The sequence below is a fragment of the Peribacillus sp. RS7 genome (genome assembly GCF_041956845.1).
In the GTDB taxonomy this organism is placed as follows: domain Bacteria; phylum Bacillota; class Bacilli; order Bacillales; family DSM-1321; genus Peribacillus.
Genome location: NZ_CP168135.1, coordinates 1229149 through 1245311, shown reverse-complemented (window position 1 = coordinate 1245311; position 16163 = coordinate 1229149). Strand labels below are relative to the sequence as shown.

The 16163-nt window shown below is 34.8% G+C and carries 16 protein-coding genes and 2 pseudogenes; 15 read left to right on the top strand and 3 right to left on the bottom strand.

Annotation, left to right across the window (positions count from 1 at the left end; all coding sequences use genetic code 11):
* Window positions 1-89 precede the first annotated feature (89 nt).
* Window positions 90-635: a GrpB family protein gene (locus ACDZ29_RS06435; RefSeq protein ID WP_375090434.1), complete on the top strand. Its 546-nt coding sequence runs from the start codon at window positions 90-92 to the stop codon at window positions 633-635.
* A 234-nt stretch (window positions 636-869) separates the two neighbouring features.
* Here the strand turns inward: ACDZ29_RS06435 and ACDZ29_RS06430 are convergent, their stop codons facing one another.
* Complete coding sequence (locus tag ACDZ29_RS06430; protein ID WP_375090433.1) at window positions 870-1178, bottom strand: hypothetical protein; 309 nt, start codon at window positions 1176-1178, stop codon at window positions 870-872.
* A 112-nt stretch (window positions 1179-1290) separates the two neighbouring features.
* Here ACDZ29_RS06430 and ACDZ29_RS06425 point away from each other — a divergent pair.
* From ACDZ29_RS06425 to ACDZ29_RS06410, 4 genes and pseudogenes are all read left to right on the top strand, one after another.
* A pseudogene (locus ACDZ29_RS06425) lies at window positions 1291-1562 on the top strand (aldo/keto reductase); the annotation flags it as partial.
* Window positions 1563-1867: 305 nt separating this feature from the next.
* Window positions 1868-2335: a hypothetical protein gene (locus tag ACDZ29_RS06420; RefSeq protein ID WP_375090432.1), complete on the top strand. Its 468-nt coding sequence runs from the start codon at window positions 1868-1870 to the stop codon at window positions 2333-2335.
* Between the two features lie 487 nt (window positions 2336-2822).
* Window positions 2823-3131, top strand: a complete 309-nt coding sequence (locus ACDZ29_RS06415) for a hypothetical protein (protein ID WP_370016503.1) — start codon at window positions 2823-2825, stop codon at window positions 3129-3131.
* 389 nt (window positions 3132-3520) lie between these two features.
* Window positions 3521-4018, top strand: coding sequence for a hypothetical protein (locus ACDZ29_RS06410; protein WP_375090431.1), 498 nt, complete (start codon window positions 3521-3523; stop codon window positions 4016-4018).
* 552 nt (window positions 4019-4570) lie between these two features.
* Here ACDZ29_RS06410 and ACDZ29_RS06405 read toward each other — a convergent pair.
* Window positions 4571-5080, bottom strand: coding sequence for a GNAT family N-acetyltransferase (locus tag ACDZ29_RS06405; RefSeq protein WP_289327391.1), 510 nt, complete (start codon window positions 5078-5080; stop codon window positions 4571-4573).
* 371 nt (window positions 5081-5451) lie between these two features.
* On the opposite strand from ACDZ29_RS06405, the gene ACDZ29_RS06400 reads away from it, so the two are divergent.
* The 5 genes from ACDZ29_RS06400 (at window position 5452) to ACDZ29_RS06380 (ending at window position 10505) form a co-directional block, all read left to right on the top strand.
* Window positions 5452-6480: a serine hydrolase domain-containing protein gene (locus tag ACDZ29_RS06400; RefSeq protein WP_375090430.1), complete on the top strand. Its 1029-nt coding sequence runs from the start codon at window positions 5452-5454 to the stop codon at window positions 6478-6480.
* A 256-nt stretch (window positions 6481-6736) separates the two neighbouring features.
* Entirely contained in the window at window positions 6737-7111 is a 375-nt protein-coding gene (locus ACDZ29_RS06395; protein ID WP_375090428.1) for a hypothetical protein, read from the top strand.
* A 147-nt stretch (window positions 7112-7258) separates the two neighbouring features.
* Window positions 7259-7864 (top strand): hypothetical protein, encoded by a 606-nt coding sequence (locus ACDZ29_RS06390; RefSeq protein WP_375090426.1) that lies wholly within the window; start codon window positions 7259-7261, stop codon window positions 7862-7864.
* A 655-nt stretch (window positions 7865-8519) separates the two neighbouring features.
* On the top strand, window positions 8520-9503 hold the full coding sequence (locus ACDZ29_RS06385; RefSeq protein WP_289334186.1) for a glycosyltransferase family 2 protein: 984 nt from the start codon (window positions 8520-8522) through the stop codon (window positions 9501-9503).
* A gap of 537 nt (window positions 9504-10040) precedes the next feature.
* A complete protein-coding gene (locus tag ACDZ29_RS06380) occupies window positions 10041-10505 on the top strand; it encodes a hypothetical protein (protein WP_375090424.1) in 465 nt (154 codons plus the stop codon).
* Window positions 10506-10704: 199 nt separating this feature from the next.
* Here the strand turns inward: ACDZ29_RS06380 and ACDZ29_RS06375 are convergent, their stop codons facing one another.
* A complete protein-coding gene (locus ACDZ29_RS06375; RefSeq protein ID WP_289324650.1) occupies window positions 10705-11943 on the bottom strand; it encodes an IS110 family transposase in 1239 nt (412 codons plus the stop codon).
* 333 nt (window positions 11944-12276) lie between these two features.
* Between ACDZ29_RS06375 and ACDZ29_RS06370 the strand changes: the two genes are divergently transcribed.
* The 5 genes and pseudogenes from ACDZ29_RS06370 to ACDZ29_RS06350 all read left to right on the top strand — a co-directional run bounded on the left by ACDZ29_RS06370 (window position 12277) and on the right by ACDZ29_RS06350 (window position 15968).
* A complete protein-coding gene (locus ACDZ29_RS06370) occupies window positions 12277-12717 on the top strand; it encodes a GNAT family N-acetyltransferase (RefSeq protein ID WP_375090423.1) in 441 nt (146 codons plus the stop codon).
* Between the two features lie 72 nt (window positions 12718-12789).
* Entirely contained in the window at window positions 12790-13332 is a 543-nt protein-coding gene (locus ACDZ29_RS06365) for a PepSY domain-containing protein (protein WP_370016485.1), read from the top strand.
* A gap of 235 nt (window positions 13333-13567) precedes the next feature.
* Window positions 13568-14260, top strand: a complete 693-nt coding sequence (locus tag ACDZ29_RS06360) for an aspartate/glutamate racemase family protein (protein ID WP_375090422.1) — start codon at window positions 13568-13570, stop codon at window positions 14258-14260.
* 130 nt (window positions 14261-14390) lie between these two features.
* A pseudogene (locus ACDZ29_RS06355) lies at window positions 14391-14655 on the top strand (transposase); the annotation flags it as partial.
* A 41-nt stretch (window positions 14656-14696) separates the two neighbouring features.
* Window positions 14697-15968 (top strand): MFS transporter, encoded by a 1272-nt coding sequence (locus ACDZ29_RS06350; RefSeq protein ID WP_375090421.1) that lies wholly within the window; start codon window positions 14697-14699, stop codon window positions 15966-15968.
* The last annotated feature ends 195 nt before the right edge of the window (window positions 15969-16163 follow it).

The window sequence follows — 16163 nt, the reverse complement described above, 5'->3', positions numbered from 1 at the left end:
TTTTTCTTTTATCGAGGCAGGTTTGTAAAAGAATGCAGGTACAAAGATTTTTCTGAAACTGAAAAAATTAAAATCTGAGGGAGAGTAAAATGAAAGATATTCATGATGAAAGCACATGGCCCGTTTGGGCTAATGAGACAATAGACATTGTCGAACCAAATCCCAAGTGGGTAGAAAAAGGTAATCAGGAAAAAGCACTTCTTCTTAATCTTCTTTCAACTTTCGGCATAACGGAAATTCAACATTATGGAAGTACATCTATTCCAAATTTACCAGCTAAACCAATCATTGATTTAATGGCTAAAATTGATTCATTTCAAAAAATTAAAGAAATATCTTCATTGTTAGCTAATCACGACTGGAATTATGTACCACCTAACATAGACAATCGACCTTGGCAAAGATTTTTTGTGAAAGTAGTTAACGACAAACGAGTAGTACATTTACATATTTTACTTGAGGGAGAAGGACGGTGGGATAATCAGCTACTTTTTCGTGATTTATTACGGACTAATCAGCAGTTTATTGATGAATACGCTATTCATAAAAGAAATTTAGCAAAAAAATATAGCAATGATCGTGAAGCGTACACTAAAGCAAAAACAGAATTTATCAATTATGTTCTTAAATCTTAGTTGCGAAGTAATATAAGTTTGTGCAGAAATGTACTTAAACTAACGGGTGCTTTAGTTCAGTAAAAGAATTGCTGTCTCTTTTTTTCGCTTTTTCTTCGTATTGTACATTTCTTAAATTAACTTTAATCACCAGTAAATTTACATTTATTGAAGTGTTACAATTATTATGAGGTGTTTTGAAATGTTTATATCACCAATGTTATTACACAAATCTAATATGCTGTCTTTTTTTCATCACCTACAAATCCAAGTCCAACCAAATCCATGAACCCATACTCTCCTACAGCGTGGAACCCATTGCCCGTGTTCCCAATGTCCGCCACCATGACCACCACCGTGTCCGTCCCAATGACCGCCACCATGACCACCACCGTGTCCGTCCCAATGACCACCACCATGACCGCCGCCATGTCCATCCCATTGACCACCGCCATGACCGCCGCCATGTCCATCCCATTGACCACCGCCCGGGCCCGGTATTCGTTCTCCGTCTATATAATAAGGCACATTATAAGGGTTAAAAGCGTAATTATAGTTATACATTCAAGAAATCCTCCCTTTGTGTTTACCCTTTCAGGTTATGTACAAAGAGGGGTTAGTGTCCTATATGGACAAAAAAATTGGGCTGCCTATTTATTGTTGTCTAAAAAAAAGAGAAACCGTGGGAAGGGCGATTAAAAGAAGTAGTGTGCCACGTGAAGAGTTATTCATTACGACTAAGTTATTGATAACAGATACTAATTATGCAGGGGCAAAAAGAGGTTTTCAAAATTCATTGGACGTTTAGGACTAGATTATATTGATTTATATGTGATTCACCAACCATATAATGATTACTATGGTGCTTGGCGGGCTATGGAAGAATTATATCGAGAAGGTAAAGTTCGAGCAATTGGTGTTGATAATTTTCAACAAGAGCGTTTAGTCGTTTAAATTCTTTTCTAATTTCATTTTTGCATATGCAATGATTTTTTCGTATTTCCATGTATTCAAGTGGCATATCAGCAATAGAAATTTTTGAACTTTTTCATAAAGAACAAGTTTGTGAAGAAATGTACTTAAATTAACGGGTGCGTTAGCTGAAGATCGGAGCTGTCTTTAAGACAGCTTTTTCTTTATGCAACTATCGGGGCAGGTTAGTTCATTAAGAATACATATTCTTTTTGGGAATAATTGTTATAATAAAGTGAAATATTCGTTAGGAAGGTTGCTGTTCAAGGTGGAGTATAGTTATGAAATCTAAAAAGACAGTATTGATTATTGCTTTGGGTATAATATGTATAGCTATCTTTATAAAGCTATTAAAGAAAGATTTATGGGATGTAAACGAAGTGTTGTTAAAAGAAGAAGTGTTATCAATTGGACATTCCGTTGAAACAATAAATTTATTAGAAGTAACACCGTTTAACTGGGATGTAGTATATTCCTTTCCACCATATACCCCGAAAGATCATATATATGAAACGGTAGGTTATAAATGGGATACTATTAGCGAAACTGTAAATGAAGGAATGAATCAAATTGTATTTTTAAAAGATGGAAAAGTGGTCTGCTATTTATATGGTTATCCTGAGAATAATGGATATGGTATATCTTTTGAATCTGAGAATAATAAAGATGTTGGTTATATGCTTAATATTAAGGATGATTTAGATTTTCAAGTAGAAATAAGAGACAGTGTCATATATTTGAGAAACTAAGCAAGGATATGATTCTTCAACTAACAGGTGCTTTACTTCATTACCAGGAGCTGATTAGCAGCTCCTTTTCTTATGCAACAAACGGGGCAGGTTAGTTGTATAAGAAAATGTTAAATTAGAGAGTAGAAGGTGATGAGGATAGTAAGTAATTACAGTTGATAATAGGGGATGTTTATATGAATTGGAACTGGAATGAAACCACTACTATAGATTTTCCATTCTCGTCCGAAAACTTAAAGAACTTGTTAAATACCGTATGTAGAAAAGAAAACAGATTTTCACAATTTGAGTTTATTAAGTGGTGTGATAACCTCACAATGGCTTATGTAACCTATTCACTAAGACCTTCAAATGCTTATGCATTATTCTTAAAAATTGCTTAATTTTCGACACTATTTTAAAACATGGCCTTTTATTTAGAAGGTTCCAATCGTTAGCGAATAGATTAATGCCATCAGCAGATAATATAAGCGAAGGAGTGAATCATATGCCACAAGATTATAATGATCCATTAAATAATGCCGAGAACCTTGATACACGTAGAGACCCAACTAATTATCCTACTGATAAGAATGAAGACAACGATACAGTTGACAGATCTGTAATGATTGATGGTGGCCCTGGATTTGATGGAGAAGAACGTTCTAGGCGTGGTGATAATATACCAACAATAGAGGAAGCTACAAACTTTAGAGAACGTTTCAATTCCGACCATGAGAGACTTATGGGCAGAATCATTCTTGGAGATACACTTATTAATCGAGAAAATACACATTTTGGACGGTTTGAAAGATAAAAAAGAGACAGCCAATTTACTTGGCTGCCTTTTTCTTTTCTGTTAATTCCTTTTAATTTATTTTGAGACCTTGCTGATAACACGAAATATATGTGCGAAAGTCTAGGAGTCAGCGAAGAGAAGAAGAATTGTCTCCTATGCATTAGGATAAAATTGAGCTGTATTCTTCAACTAACGGGTGCTTTACTTCATTATCAGCAGCTCCTTTTCTTAAGCAACAGACTGGGCAGGTCAGTTGAGTAAGGTCCAGATGTAGCCTTGAAATACATTTGAAAAACGTGCTAATATTGTTATATCAGTGTGTAGAGATATTGGTTTTTTTATTGACCAAAAATATATGTCTCATGATACGTCTGCCATCTGAAATATTTTTAATGGAGATGATCAATATGCACGAGGAAACAAGATTACCGCGAAACGGAAAAGAATTTGTATTATTCTTAGCGATCATATCAATACTTTCAGTTAACATTATCGCACCTCTTATTATGGGATTTAAATTTGGATTCAGTAAAGAAGTGTATTTTGAAACCTTACAAGTAATTCCATTTGTATGGATTTGTGTCATTTTATTGGTAACACTTGTTGCAAATCCAATTGTTAATAAACTCGTACAAAAGTTTACTGAACCTACGGACGGTTTTAATGCAAGAGTATTATTCACGATATTATTTAGCGTAACCATCCTGTCCATTTTGCTGACAATTATCGGTTCTTGGATTGGCATGAGAGAAATTAGTTTGGAGCCGATTCAAACGTTCTTTTATGATTGGCCACGTAACTTTTTCATCGCATTTTGGATTGAAGCTTTGATCGCACAGCCGATAGCAAGATTTTTAATGAAAAAATTACATGCAAGTCAGGCACGTAAAGCAGTAAATGCGTAATAATCAAACAAAATAAAAGCCTATATAGCCGATTGTTTTTTTTAAAGCAGTCGGCTTTTTCATGCAGAAAAATGTATGTGTTAGAACATATCTTAGTTTTTGCATTATACGAGCTAAAGAGGAAGATGGTTATATTTTATAGTAAATAAAATGACTAACGGGTGCATTAGTTGAATAAATTTAATTCAGGTAGATTCCTTAAATTAGCAATCGGATTTTTTGATTTCGGATAGATTCATAACTTATAAGATGTGATAAATATCAAGCCTGAAAAGTGTCACTTTGACCGATAAATGCGCTTATTTTAAGTGTTATTTGGCACATCCGACTTTAAAAAAACCCAGCTATCTTCACATTAGAAGATTAGCTGGGCTTCTTAATTATTTACATCCAATCATTTATAGCTCTATCTGATCTTTTTAAAAAAAGCGACTTCTCATTGTTCATCAATCGCGCCCGATCGTGGAATAAAAAACTCCTTCATATCAGGAATTTTAATCAACATTCATTCAGTCATACCTAAAATACCACTCCTAAGGATTCAAAGGATAGTTAGATTTCATTCGCAAACAACCTAAGCTCTTGAGACTCATTGGGAAACTTAACCATTCGTTCAAATTGCAACCCCAGCTTTTCAAGTAGTTTAGCAGAACTGTGATTGTTTGGAGAAGTTATAGCCACAATACGATTAATACCTAAAACGTTTTTTCCATGCGCCATTACTGCAGAGGCTGACTCATAGGCATATCCTTTCGCCCAAAACCTGGGAAGAAAGGCAAATCCAATATCCACATCTTCCAAGGTGTCCCTTTTTATCAGACCGCAGATCCCAATAGGAATACCTTCCTCTTTCAATTCGGTCAAATACAGACCGAAGCCCAATCGATTATACATTTCAATGGGGCCTTTCAAAATATAATTTCGCGCATCTTCGAGGGTTCTTACACCCTTATCCCCGATAAACTGGATCCATGAAGGCTCATTCAAAAGCTCAAGTATAAACTCCGCATCATCAGGTGATATCCAACGAAGTATTAATCGATTTGTTTCAAGAACTTTCAAAGTAGATAACCCCTTTATAATTTCTATAAATGATTCAATATAAGTCAGAGTCTGGTCTTCCATCGCCACGGGTATAGCTACCAAACTCTCTTTTCGTATGAAGAAAACACGAGTCTTCCTTTCATTCTAATGGGAAGTCTGGCCTTTTCTCCCTGGCCCTCAAGCTGTTTTTACGATGAAGCGTCAGGACCCCTGTTAGTCATAATAACAATTATTTCAAATTCCAATAAAATGAACAAGGAGTTATTTCATTATATAGCCCAATACACGAAAAAGACGCGGTACAAAATAAACGGGGCAGTTATTTAATAAGAAACAAGGATTTATTCTTTATTGTATCGAAAAGATTAATAAAGGAGAGTAGTGAAAAAATGATTATTAATAAAAAGATAAACACACAGTTTAATTCAGTTGTATCAAATGTTAGAAAGACATCTGAATTAGTTGACTGTTCAGGTGCATCTATTTTTATAATTCACAACGATAATATTGTAACAGAGGAATATTGGGGTAAACATTCTAAGACTCCTGATTCGAGGGAAATCCAAGAAGATACCCAATTTCATGTTGCATCAGTTAGAAAAAGTTACTTAGGCTTTGCAGTTGCCTATGCGGTTTATGAAGGATATATAGGCTCAATAGATGATTTAATAGTTAAATATCTTCCAGCGAATAGTATGCCAATATTTAATGGGACAACAATAAGACACCTACTAACACATACGCATGGTTTAAAGAGTATTAATGGAGAGATACATCGGGAATTTACACCTGGAATTAATTGGTCATACAGGGGTGTCGGAATTGATATGTTGACGCAAATCGTTAAAAGTACAACTGGTAAATCGGTTGCTGAAATAGTTGCTGATAACGTATTTAAACCTCTGAATTTTACGGAGACTGGCTGGTATGGAGAAGTAAATGAAAAACTTGTTTCTGTAATACGGAAGCCTAATGACCCAAATTGGACTACAAGTAAGAGTACAGACGGCAATAAGATGAATATGTATGTATCATCAAGAGAGTTGGCTAAATGGGGGTACTTTCATCTTAAAAAGGGAAATGTAAATGGAAAACAAATCGTATCAAATGAAATTATAGATATCGCTACAACCGTTCAAAGCCCAAATTCATTAGATGTGGAACTTCCCCAAAACGGATATTTATGGTTCGTAAAAGATTTACCTGCAAGAAAATCAGAAATTGGTGAACTTGTATCTAAAGGATCCTTTCAAATTTTAGGCTATACAGGAGTAACTCTTTTGGTTATACCTCAACATAATCTTGTGGCAGTGCGTGCGTTTAATAATTTTGGTTCTCCTAATGGATTTGATTACTTAGCTGATGTCCGAGAATTTGGTAATACTATTATGACCTGCTTAATATCGGCATCCCATTGATGGATTGAGCCTCAAATTAATACGTCTTGAAGCTATCAAAATTTTTTTAGATAGAGTCATATCTTCATGTGTTCTTTAATTGAAAGTGACTTTTCACTTCATTACCAGGAGCTGATCAGCAGCTCCTTTTCTTATGCGACAAATGGGGTAGGCTTGCTTCATGAAAAATATTCCAAAATCTGTTTAATTCCAAATTAATAATGTTGAAATTATCCTATGATTCGGCTAAATAAATGTAAAGAAGGAAGTAGTTTATTTGTTAAAATCGAAAGCATTTAGAATGTTAGTACTAATATTGATCCTATTCTCCATCTTTATGATTCTAAAAAAAGATGTGATATTTCAGGAAGGAAACCCTATTCCGTTTGCTGTGGCTATATCTAAAATAATTATTCAGGATAAAGAAATTACTGAAGTAAAAGGTACAGAGGAAGTGGGAGGGATTTACGGATATTTAGTAAAACGCGGGGAAATGAAGCCTTTCATTAAAATGATGGAAAAGGAAGGCTGGGAATTTGAAGAAAGAAACGAGATATCAAATGCTTTAGTGTTTAATAAGGGCGATGTGACCACAAGTATTGGTTATCAATATTATACAAGATACTACACAATAATTTATTATTCTCCTTGAACTATCGGGTGCTTTACTTCATTAATGAGGTTGCTGCGGCAACCTTTTTTGTTGCCGGACTAAAGGGGCAGGATAGTTCAACAAATGATTGGCGTAAGAAAGTTAATTTAAATTCAGTAAAATCAATATAAGACTGGGGGAAATCTTTTGAAAAAAAACTATCTCATTTTTAGCTTAATATCAATTTTATCCTTGATAATAATTTCTGGATGCTCTAATTCTAAAGACAGCATAGCTACTATTTCAGTTAATTCCGAATCTGAACATACGAATACTTTTAAAAAATTAAATTTAGGGGAACTGTATGATTTTGATTTCAAATTAAATAATGCAGATAAAACTTGGGTAAATGTTTGGATAGAAAGTTACAAAGATGGAAAGCAAGAACCTCAACCGATGGCTGAACTATCTTATGGGTTAAGCCCTAACAAAGAGGAGGAAGGAAACTTAGGATTTGGAATAATAAATACTAATGATACTCGTTTATGTTTTCTTTATTCACCAAATACAACCACAACACCACAAAAAATAGACAAAATACATTCTAATGGTGTGTTTAGTGGATGGGACTATGCCATAGGGGAAGAAAAAGTAGATTTAAAATTAGGAGAAACGTATTTATTAGGTGCATACAGAGAATCCAATGGAAACTCCATAAGGACATACGATTTACAAGACGAAAATGAAGTGAAGAAAATGTTAAATGATGATAAAGTTGTATTTTTACTTAAAATTAAAATAGAAGAAAAATAAATGAATAATTTTTGATTACATAAACTTGATTTGATTGAATTCACTTAAATAACTTTGCCTTAGCTGAAGAGCGGATCTGTCAACCATAGGGACAGTTTAGTTACCATGAAAATAAGTTTCTTTAAAAATGGAAAAATGACAATACTTAAGAAGACCCTGCTCAATCGTTTAAAAAAAAGAGGAGAGCGTTAATTAATTAGTCTATGGATTAGGGTTGACTGGATTAAGGTCAGTATCAGTATTGACACTTCCTAACCATTTTCATTCTTTGTGGTGAATCGCCGATTTTTGCGATTCATGGATGGCTAACGGGTGCTTAATTCGAGGTTGCTGCGGCAACCTTTTTCTTATGGCACTAAAGGGGAGGTAAGGTTAAGCGTAACGTGTGTAAATGAGGTTTTATTTATTATTCTTAATAATAAATGAACTCCCTCATTATTCATGAAGCTTTGCTACATCAGTAACCACATTATTACAAGAAGATTCAACACATCAATTTCTAGCGAATTAAATATGATTAATATTCCTCGTAACAATTAATAATTGTTAAATTTATGTAAATTACCTAATAACTAGATTAATAATGGTATAATTAACCAAAAAATGACGATAAATATTTCTGATGCAGTTTATAGTCTTTTAAGGAGAAGTGGTTATGCGTAAGGTTACAGTTGGGATACCTTGTTACAATGAAAGTAAAAACATTTTAAAATGCCTAGATAGTATTACATCTCAATCAGATATATTTCAGGGTATCGAAGTACTGATAGTAGATGACGGGTCAACGGATGATACAGTAAAAATTATTGAGAATTATAAAAAACAGTACAATATAAATGGCAATATGAAGATATTAACTCAAAAAAATACTGGCGGCCCATCAACCGCTAGAAATAGAATTATCGATGAAGCCGAAGGGGAATATATCTTCTTTGTTGATGGAGACGATTATCTTGCTGAAAATTCCATTTCAAATATGTATACATTAGGTAAAGAAAATGATTCAGATGTTATTATCGGAAAATATGAGGGCGTCAATCGTAGAGTTCCTGTATATGTATTTAAAAGTACGCAAATAAACACGAATTTTTTTGATTCACTAGTAAAAGACACGATGTCAGTATTGAAAATGTTTAAAACTGAATATCTCCGTTCTTTGAATATTCGTTTTAGAAAAGATATTAGATTGGCAGAAGATCACCCCATTGCTATGAGTGCTTATTTACACACTAAAAAAATTAGTATATATGCAGATTCTCCTTGTTATTATTGGGTGAGACATATTAATTCTGAGAATAAAACTCATTTAACTGGCGGCGTCATCCCAGTAGATGAATTTTATAAGTATTTATTTGAAACATTTGAAGTAATAAAAAATGCCCGGATCACTGAAAAAGAAAGAACAGAAGCTTATAGAATATATTGGGACAGATTACTTACACTTGATATAGTTAATGAGTTTAAGCGTAATAGAACTGAAATGGAAAGAAATCATTCATTTGCGATTCTACTCCGTTTGTTTAATAAGTATGAAGGACCCTTAATAACACCGTTATTAACAGGATATAAACGTTATACTGCAATGCTACTTTGCAATGAGGATTATCTTTTATTTACTGAGTATTTGAAAATAAAATAATGTTAGTTTTTTATAGTGGCCATTATTAATAAATAGAAATACACTTGAGTATTTTAAAGCTAGCAAATTCTAATTCCAATTGCTAGCTTTCCGATACAAAGTATAACAAACTAATCGACGTCATTCTCATACCTACACAGGCAACCTAAAAAAGGGTTCCCTGCTTTTTTTATTTATTAATCATCATTACGAACTATATGCATTCACTTTTCCTTCTTCGAAATAACTATCTCTACCACGCTTACCGATATCAGAACTTCCTCTGTCAAATATTTAAGTACCTCATTAACAGAATGCTTATCACCCGTTCATTAAGAAAAGCGATTCTTTTTAAAGAATCGCGCTCGATTGCTGAATCACTGAAGCTTCTATTAGCTGGTTTAGTTTATTAATAGGGGGTGCTGCGGCGACCATTTTCTTACGGAACTAACGGGGCAGGTTAGTAGAATGAAAATGTCCCAATAGAAACCCAACCGAAAACCTTTAAATGGTAAAATTGAAAAAAGAATTCAGTTCGACCATTGAGGAGGAGTTAAGTTGAAAAAAATACTCACCGTTTTATTTTTAATAATGGTTTTAACAGCTTGTGATTCGGAAACCACTAACAAAGTTAATAATTCGAAAACCATTAACAATGATTATAAATTCAAAGGAGAAAGCGAACATTGGGAAGCCGAATATTCTTATAAAGGAACCGAATTATGGAAAGAAGATGAAGGTAAAACGGCTTACTCTAACGAAGATAGCTATGAATTTGTATTAACATACAAAGGGTCTTTAGAGGAGTTGTCTTCCATGAAAAAACTTGAATACACTTATGAAACAATCGATGGAAGTGGGAGTAAAATAGAGGAATACACTGAACCACCTAGTGAAAAGGTATTTACAACTAGTGGAAGTTCAAAAGGTGGAGGAAAAGTAAGTAAAGGCGAAGTTATCCAAGTAAATGTAAAATGGGATGGCTTTGATGAGTCATTTGAACTGCATAATAAAGAGAAGTGATTTTGTTGAACTAACGGGTGCTTTACTCATTATCAGGAGCTGATCATCAGCTCCTTTCTTATGCAACTAAACCAGCCAATAGTTTGTCAATATTTTTCAATAAAACCTTAAAATATTTCATGCTATACTAAATTTGTGCATACCAAATAACCTTCCAAGTTTCTGTGTTTGGAAAGTTCTGGGTGGTTTAGTTATACTTTCAAACTAGCCTATCTTGGAAAGGTGAGTTGCTTTTTAAAAGTGCATAAATCCAATGTAAGAGTTTATTGGCACATGCTATCACAGCTACTTTAAAGGGCTTTCCTTCTTCACGTTTCTTATCATAAAACTCTCGTAATCGCTTGTTACGAGGGATGATTTCATCTGTCGTTTTCTTCTTGCGACAATCACGAATGGCACATTTAACAGCCATATACAAGGCGTGTCTTAGTCTGCCAGAACCTCTTTTGGTAATCCGATTTACTGTGCCTTTAAATTTACCTGATTCAAAGATACTTGGATCAATTCCGGCAAATGCCACTAGTTTTTTAGGGTGATTAAACCGTTCAATCTCTCCAATTTCAGAAATAATCGTTGCAGCGATTTTTTCACCGATTCCAGGGATGGATTGGATAATCTTATATTCTTCAATTTCTTTTGCCAAAGCATCTATCTCGTCTTCAAATTTGGATAGGTGCTTTTGGTATTCTAGAAGCATTTTTATATACATTTCAAGGCTTAAAATGTGACTCTGATATAAGGTTCTCTGAAAAGGGTTTCGAGCTGAGGCAGCCGTAAGTTTCTCTGCCTGTGTATTCGCCCACTTTTTAGAACGACTTGGACAAAGTTCATTAATCCTATTTGCTACAGTTTCTTCACCGACTGCTAATATGTCTTCAGAAGTAGGGAATTCTAATAGAGTAAGCAAAGAAACAACCGAATACAAATCTCCAAAAACCCCTCTATATTCAGGAAATACTTGATCAAGAACAGCCTGGAACTGTAGTTTTGTTTGTACATAGATACCTGTTATATTTTCGTGTTGTCTTGAAAGATTACGAAGATTTAAGAGTTGTATCCCTCGTTTTTTATAAGGCTCTAAATCCTCTTTATAGTACAGCTCGCAGAGGTGACGTGCATCGATTATATCTGTCTTTACTTTGCGTAAACTTGAGCTCTTCGCACGATAAGAAATGAGTGGGTTAACGACAATTAATAAGTAGCCTCTCTCCTCAAAATACTGTACAACTGGCGTATGATAATGCCCCGTGGATTCCAATACAATCGGAGGTTTGATTCCTGTTTTATTTTCTATTTTTCTCAGAAACTGAAATAGCGTTTCTAATCCTTCAATGGTATGTGTAACTTTGAAACTGCCTTGATAAGGCTTCTTCTTTTCCAAGAATGCTTGAACCTGACTTTCACCTTTAGCTACATCCAGACCAACCACTGGATTCATTTTTTATCTCCTCCAAAAACATAATATTTGCCGGTAACCCCTAATCCTTCTTGCAGTATCATAGCTTCGCTTGTTATACGAGATCTTGGTCCCAACCAGCCAAATCATGTTTAAGCAAGTAGGGGGCGAACTGTTTAGTTGACGGGATCTTAAGCCCCACGGGCAGGTACGTTCTTCCCCGGCTACCGTTATAATAAAACTATATAAAAATTGGTCAACCAGAAATATCTGGCTGACCTAATAATACGAAAGGGTCAGGTTAGTTCAACAAAGGTAAGATATAATTTGGATTAATATACAAAATTTTAATGAAAATAGAAAGGAAGCATGAATATGACAGAAATGTTACCAATGACATCGGAGAATTTAGAGCTATGTATCGAACTCTACATGAACGTTTTTAATAGTGAACCATGGAATGAAAGTTGGACATACGAGACTGCAAAAGAAAGACTTACTGACTTATTGAATACTCCTAAGTTTCTTGGTTTTTTATTCCATGACGATCACAATCCAGTAGGTTTTATTGCTGGAAATAGTAAGGTGTCTTATCAAGGTTTAACTTTTTATCTGGCGGAACTTTGTGTAAATAATCAAATGCAAGGTAAGGGATACGGCTCAAAAATGCTTCATTCTTTAGAAGATGAACTACAGAAGAGAGGGATTAAAAGCCTATATTTATTAACTGCTAACGACGGGCTTGCAGAAGCATTTTATCGAAAGAATGATTATGTTGTAAATGAACATAGGATAGTTATGAAGAAAAGTTTATAATTGTACGAATTTTAGGCTTTTACTCCAAATTGAAAAATGTTGTGAAAAGTAGCCAAGGAGTGTGGTGGAACAATGTCGAAATCTGTAAAGTTGTATCAATTTAGCCGAAAAGTACATAAATGGTCAGGATTAATTTTATCTGTTTTTTTTATGTTCATCGCAGTCACAGGCCTCGTGCTTGTTTATATGATACCATTCGGAGTGGCTGATGAGTTAAGGACAGGGAAAGAGTCGAGTCCAGATCAAGCGATACCAATGGAGAAGGTCGTGTCGATTGCTGCTTCCCAGGGGCTTCCAGGGACAGACTCGGTTGATGATATATTTAGAATTGAATATAGACCAAGTGCAAATGTTTACCAGGTTCGCTTTAATAACAGTCAAGGTGTTCAAATCGATGCAAGTACGGGAAAAGTTTTATCCACGAACCCGGATTACTCAACTTTCCTCATTACTTTGCATGATGGATCCTTCTTTGGCAATTGGTATAGATACACGATCCTCACAATGACAGGTTTAGCCTTAATACTGCTGTCATTTTCAGGGTATTATATGTTTGGCTTTCCTCTTTATAAGCGTCTGATGGCGAAAAGAAAAACAAGAGATTCGGAGATTTAGCCAGGGGTTCCATTAAGGAATGTGTTTTACTGTGAGAAGTATATTTAACTTAGTTTTGCTTTGGATTTTTAGCAAACACCTTCTACAACTTACAGGTGTTTATGTTAATAACAAGGGTTGCTGCGGCAACACTTGTTTTCTTTGGAACTAAAATGGCGGGATTGTTTAAGAAGAAAGGTACATTGAATTTATGTTTGTAATTTTCAATTCATTTCAAATTAAAAGGGGAATATTCATGAAAACTATTGGGCTTATCGGTGGAATGAGTTGGGAGTCATCGTTAGAATATTATCGTATTATTAACGAAGAAGTGAAAGCTAAATTGGGAGGATTGCATTCAGCCAAGTGCATTTTATATAGCGTGGATTTTGAAGAAATAGAACGCTATCAAGCTGAAGGCGATTGGGAAAGTTCAGGTAAATTATTGGGGGATGTTGCTCAGTCTTTGGAAAAGGCAGGTGCAGAAATTATTGTAATTTGTACAAATACGATGCATAAAGTGATTAGATATATTGAAGAAAAAGTTAGCATACCAATTTTACACATTGCTGATTCAACAGCAAATCAAATTCAAAAGTCCGAAATAAGTAAGGTTGGTTTACTTGGTACTAAATATACGATGGAGCAAGACTTTTATAAAACACGAATTGAGTTTAGTGGTATTAAGGTTTTGATACCAAATGATGAGGATAGAAAAGTGATAAATCAAGTAATTTATGAAGAGTTATGTTTAGGCGAAATTCAACAATCATCAAGGGATTATTACAAAAAGGTCATTAAGAAGTTAGTTGATGATGGAGCTGAAGGAATAATATTAGGTTGTACAGAAATTGGATTATTAGTAAAACCAGAGGATTCAGAAGTACCATTATTTGATACAACAGTAATACATGCCATTGAATCTGTTAATATGGCATTAGGAAAATAATTTGATTAGACAATGTACTTTCAATCCGAGGTAAATCACTTTCTCCTTCATCATCTAACAGGTGCTTTACTTCAATAAGCGAGGTTGCTCGGCAGCCCTTTTTCTTATTGAACTAAAGAAAGGTTAGCTTAATGAAGATGGATTTGCTAGTTTATTAAAATGGATGGATAAGATTCAGAGATTAAATAAACTGGAGGTAGCCATTGTGGGAATGGAACCTAAAATCCATTACTGGATGATCTTTCGAAGTGGCTATTTAAACAAGGAATTGAGGTAGTGACGGTAAACATCACTTAGTAAAAAGGAATAAAGAAAACAGTGATGATTCTCAGTAGAAAAGTGATAAGAAAGATGCCCTGGTCATCACTGATATGGTGAAGAACGGTTACTACACCGGAGAAATTACAGAATGATATATGAATTGAGGTCTTAACAAATGTCTAGTAAAACATATCAATTGAACCAGAGTTATGTAGATTCTCAAGAAAAACAAAAAATGTTATACAAACGTACATTGATTATTATAAGTATTTCACAAATTTTTGGTGGTGCTGGGTTAGCAGCTGGAGTTACGGTGGGGGCACTTCTTGCACAACAAATGCTTGGCACAGATGCATTTGCTGGACTTCCTTCGGGATTATTCACTTTAGGGTCTGCAGGGGCTGCTTTAATCGTAGGGAGACTTTCTCAACGTTACGGTCGTCGTACAGGTCTAACAGCTGGTTTTATGGTAGGTGGACTTGGAGCGATAGGAGTCATAACTGCAGCTATAATAAATAGCATTTTCCTTTTATTCGCTTCCCTGCTCATTTATGGTGCAGGAACAGCGACAAATTTACAAGCTCGTTACGCTGGTACGGACTTAGCAAACAATAAACAGCGAGCTACTGCTATTAGTATTACTATGGTATTTACAACATTTGGTGCAGTTGCAGGTCCGAATTTAGTGAATGTAATGGGGGATTTTGCTCTTTCTATTGGTGTTCCATCACTTGCTGGTCCTTTCATTTTATCAGCAGCAGCATTTATCTTAGCAGGTCTTGTACTTTTCATCATGCTTCGTCCAGACCCATTGGTTATAGCTAGAACAATAGAAGTGTCCAACCAAGAAAGTAATCGAATAAAACATTCGACAGATACTGATAAAACAGAAAACAAAAGAGGCATTATTGTTGGTGCAACAATCATGGTTCTTACTCAAATTGTCATGGTGGCTATTATGACAATGACACCAGTTCATATGAGACATCATGGACATGACTTAGGTGAAATAGGTCTTGTTATTGGCTTTCATATAGGTGCAATGTTTCTCCCTTCACTTGTTACAGGTGTCCTTGTTGATAAGTTTGGTCGTACTACCATGGCTATTGCCTCTGGAGTTACGCTGCTTCTGGCAGGTTTAATATCAGCGATTGCACCAGGTGATTCTATGATTCTCCTAGTTATTGCTCTTTCTTTACTTGGATTAGGATGGAATTTTGGTTTAATAAGTGGGACTGCTCTCATTGTTGATTCAACTGGAACTTCGACTCGGGCTAAAACTCAAGGTACAGTGGATGTTTTAATTGCATTATCAGGTGCTTCTGGTGGAGCCTTTTCTGGAATGATTGTGGCGGGTTCAAGTTATACAACATTATCATTTATTGGAGGGTTATTATCTTTATTATTGATTCCTGTAGTTATCTGGTCTCGGGGAAGTGAAAAATAAAATAACCAATTTCTCTACGAAATGAGATTTTATGATGAACTAACAGATGCTTTACATCGATAAGGAAGGTTGCTGCGGCAGCCTTTTTCTTATGGATTTAAAGGGGCAAGTTGCACAAGTTATCTTTCTTTGTAATGAGTATGCTTTTCTTCTTTTTTAAAAATGAAAGGGATAATTACGTAACAATAATAATAT

Bases quoted from the DNA above. Each gene is read 5' to 3' on its own strand.
- ACDZ29_RS06435 (WP_375090434.1), top strand. From the start codon at position 90: ATGAAAGATATTCATGATGAAAGCACATGGCCCGTTTGGGCTAATGAG.
- ACDZ29_RS06430 (WP_375090433.1), bottom strand. From the start codon at position 1,178: ATGTATAACTATAATTACGCTTTTAACCCTTATAATGTGCCTTATTAT.
- ACDZ29_RS06420 (WP_375090432.1), top strand. From the start codon at position 1,868: ATGAAATCTAAAAAGACAGTATTGATTATTGCTTTGGGTATAATATGT.
- ACDZ29_RS06415 (WP_370016503.1), top strand. From the start codon at position 2,823: ATGCCACAAGATTATAATGATCCATTAAATAATGCCGAGAACCTTGAT.
- ACDZ29_RS06410 (WP_375090431.1), top strand. From the start codon at position 3,521: ATGCACGAGGAAACAAGATTACCGCGAAACGGAAAAGAATTTGTATTA.
- ACDZ29_RS06400 (WP_375090430.1), top strand. From the start codon at position 5,452: ATGATTATTAATAAAAAGATAAACACACAGTTTAATTCAGTTGTATCA.
- ACDZ29_RS06385 (WP_289334186.1), top strand. From the start codon at position 8,520: ATGCGTAAGGTTACAGTTGGGATACCTTGTTACAATGAAAGTAAAAAC.
- ACDZ29_RS06375 (WP_289324650.1), bottom strand. From the start codon at position 11,943: ATGAATCCAGTGGTTGGTCTGGATGTAGCTAAAGGTGAAAGTCAGGTT.
- ACDZ29_RS06370 (WP_375090423.1), top strand. From the start codon at position 12,277: ATGACAGAAATGTTACCAATGACATCGGAGAATTTAGAGCTATGTATC.
- ACDZ29_RS06365 (WP_370016485.1), top strand. From the start codon at position 12,790: ATGTCGAAATCTGTAAAGTTGTATCAATTTAGCCGAAAAGTACATAAA.
- ACDZ29_RS06360 (WP_375090422.1), top strand. From the start codon at position 13,568: ATGAAAACTATTGGGCTTATCGGTGGAATGAGTTGGGAGTCATCGTTA.
- ACDZ29_RS06350 (WP_375090421.1), top strand. From the start codon at position 14,697: ATGTCTAGTAAAACATATCAATTGAACCAGAGTTATGTAGATTCTCAA.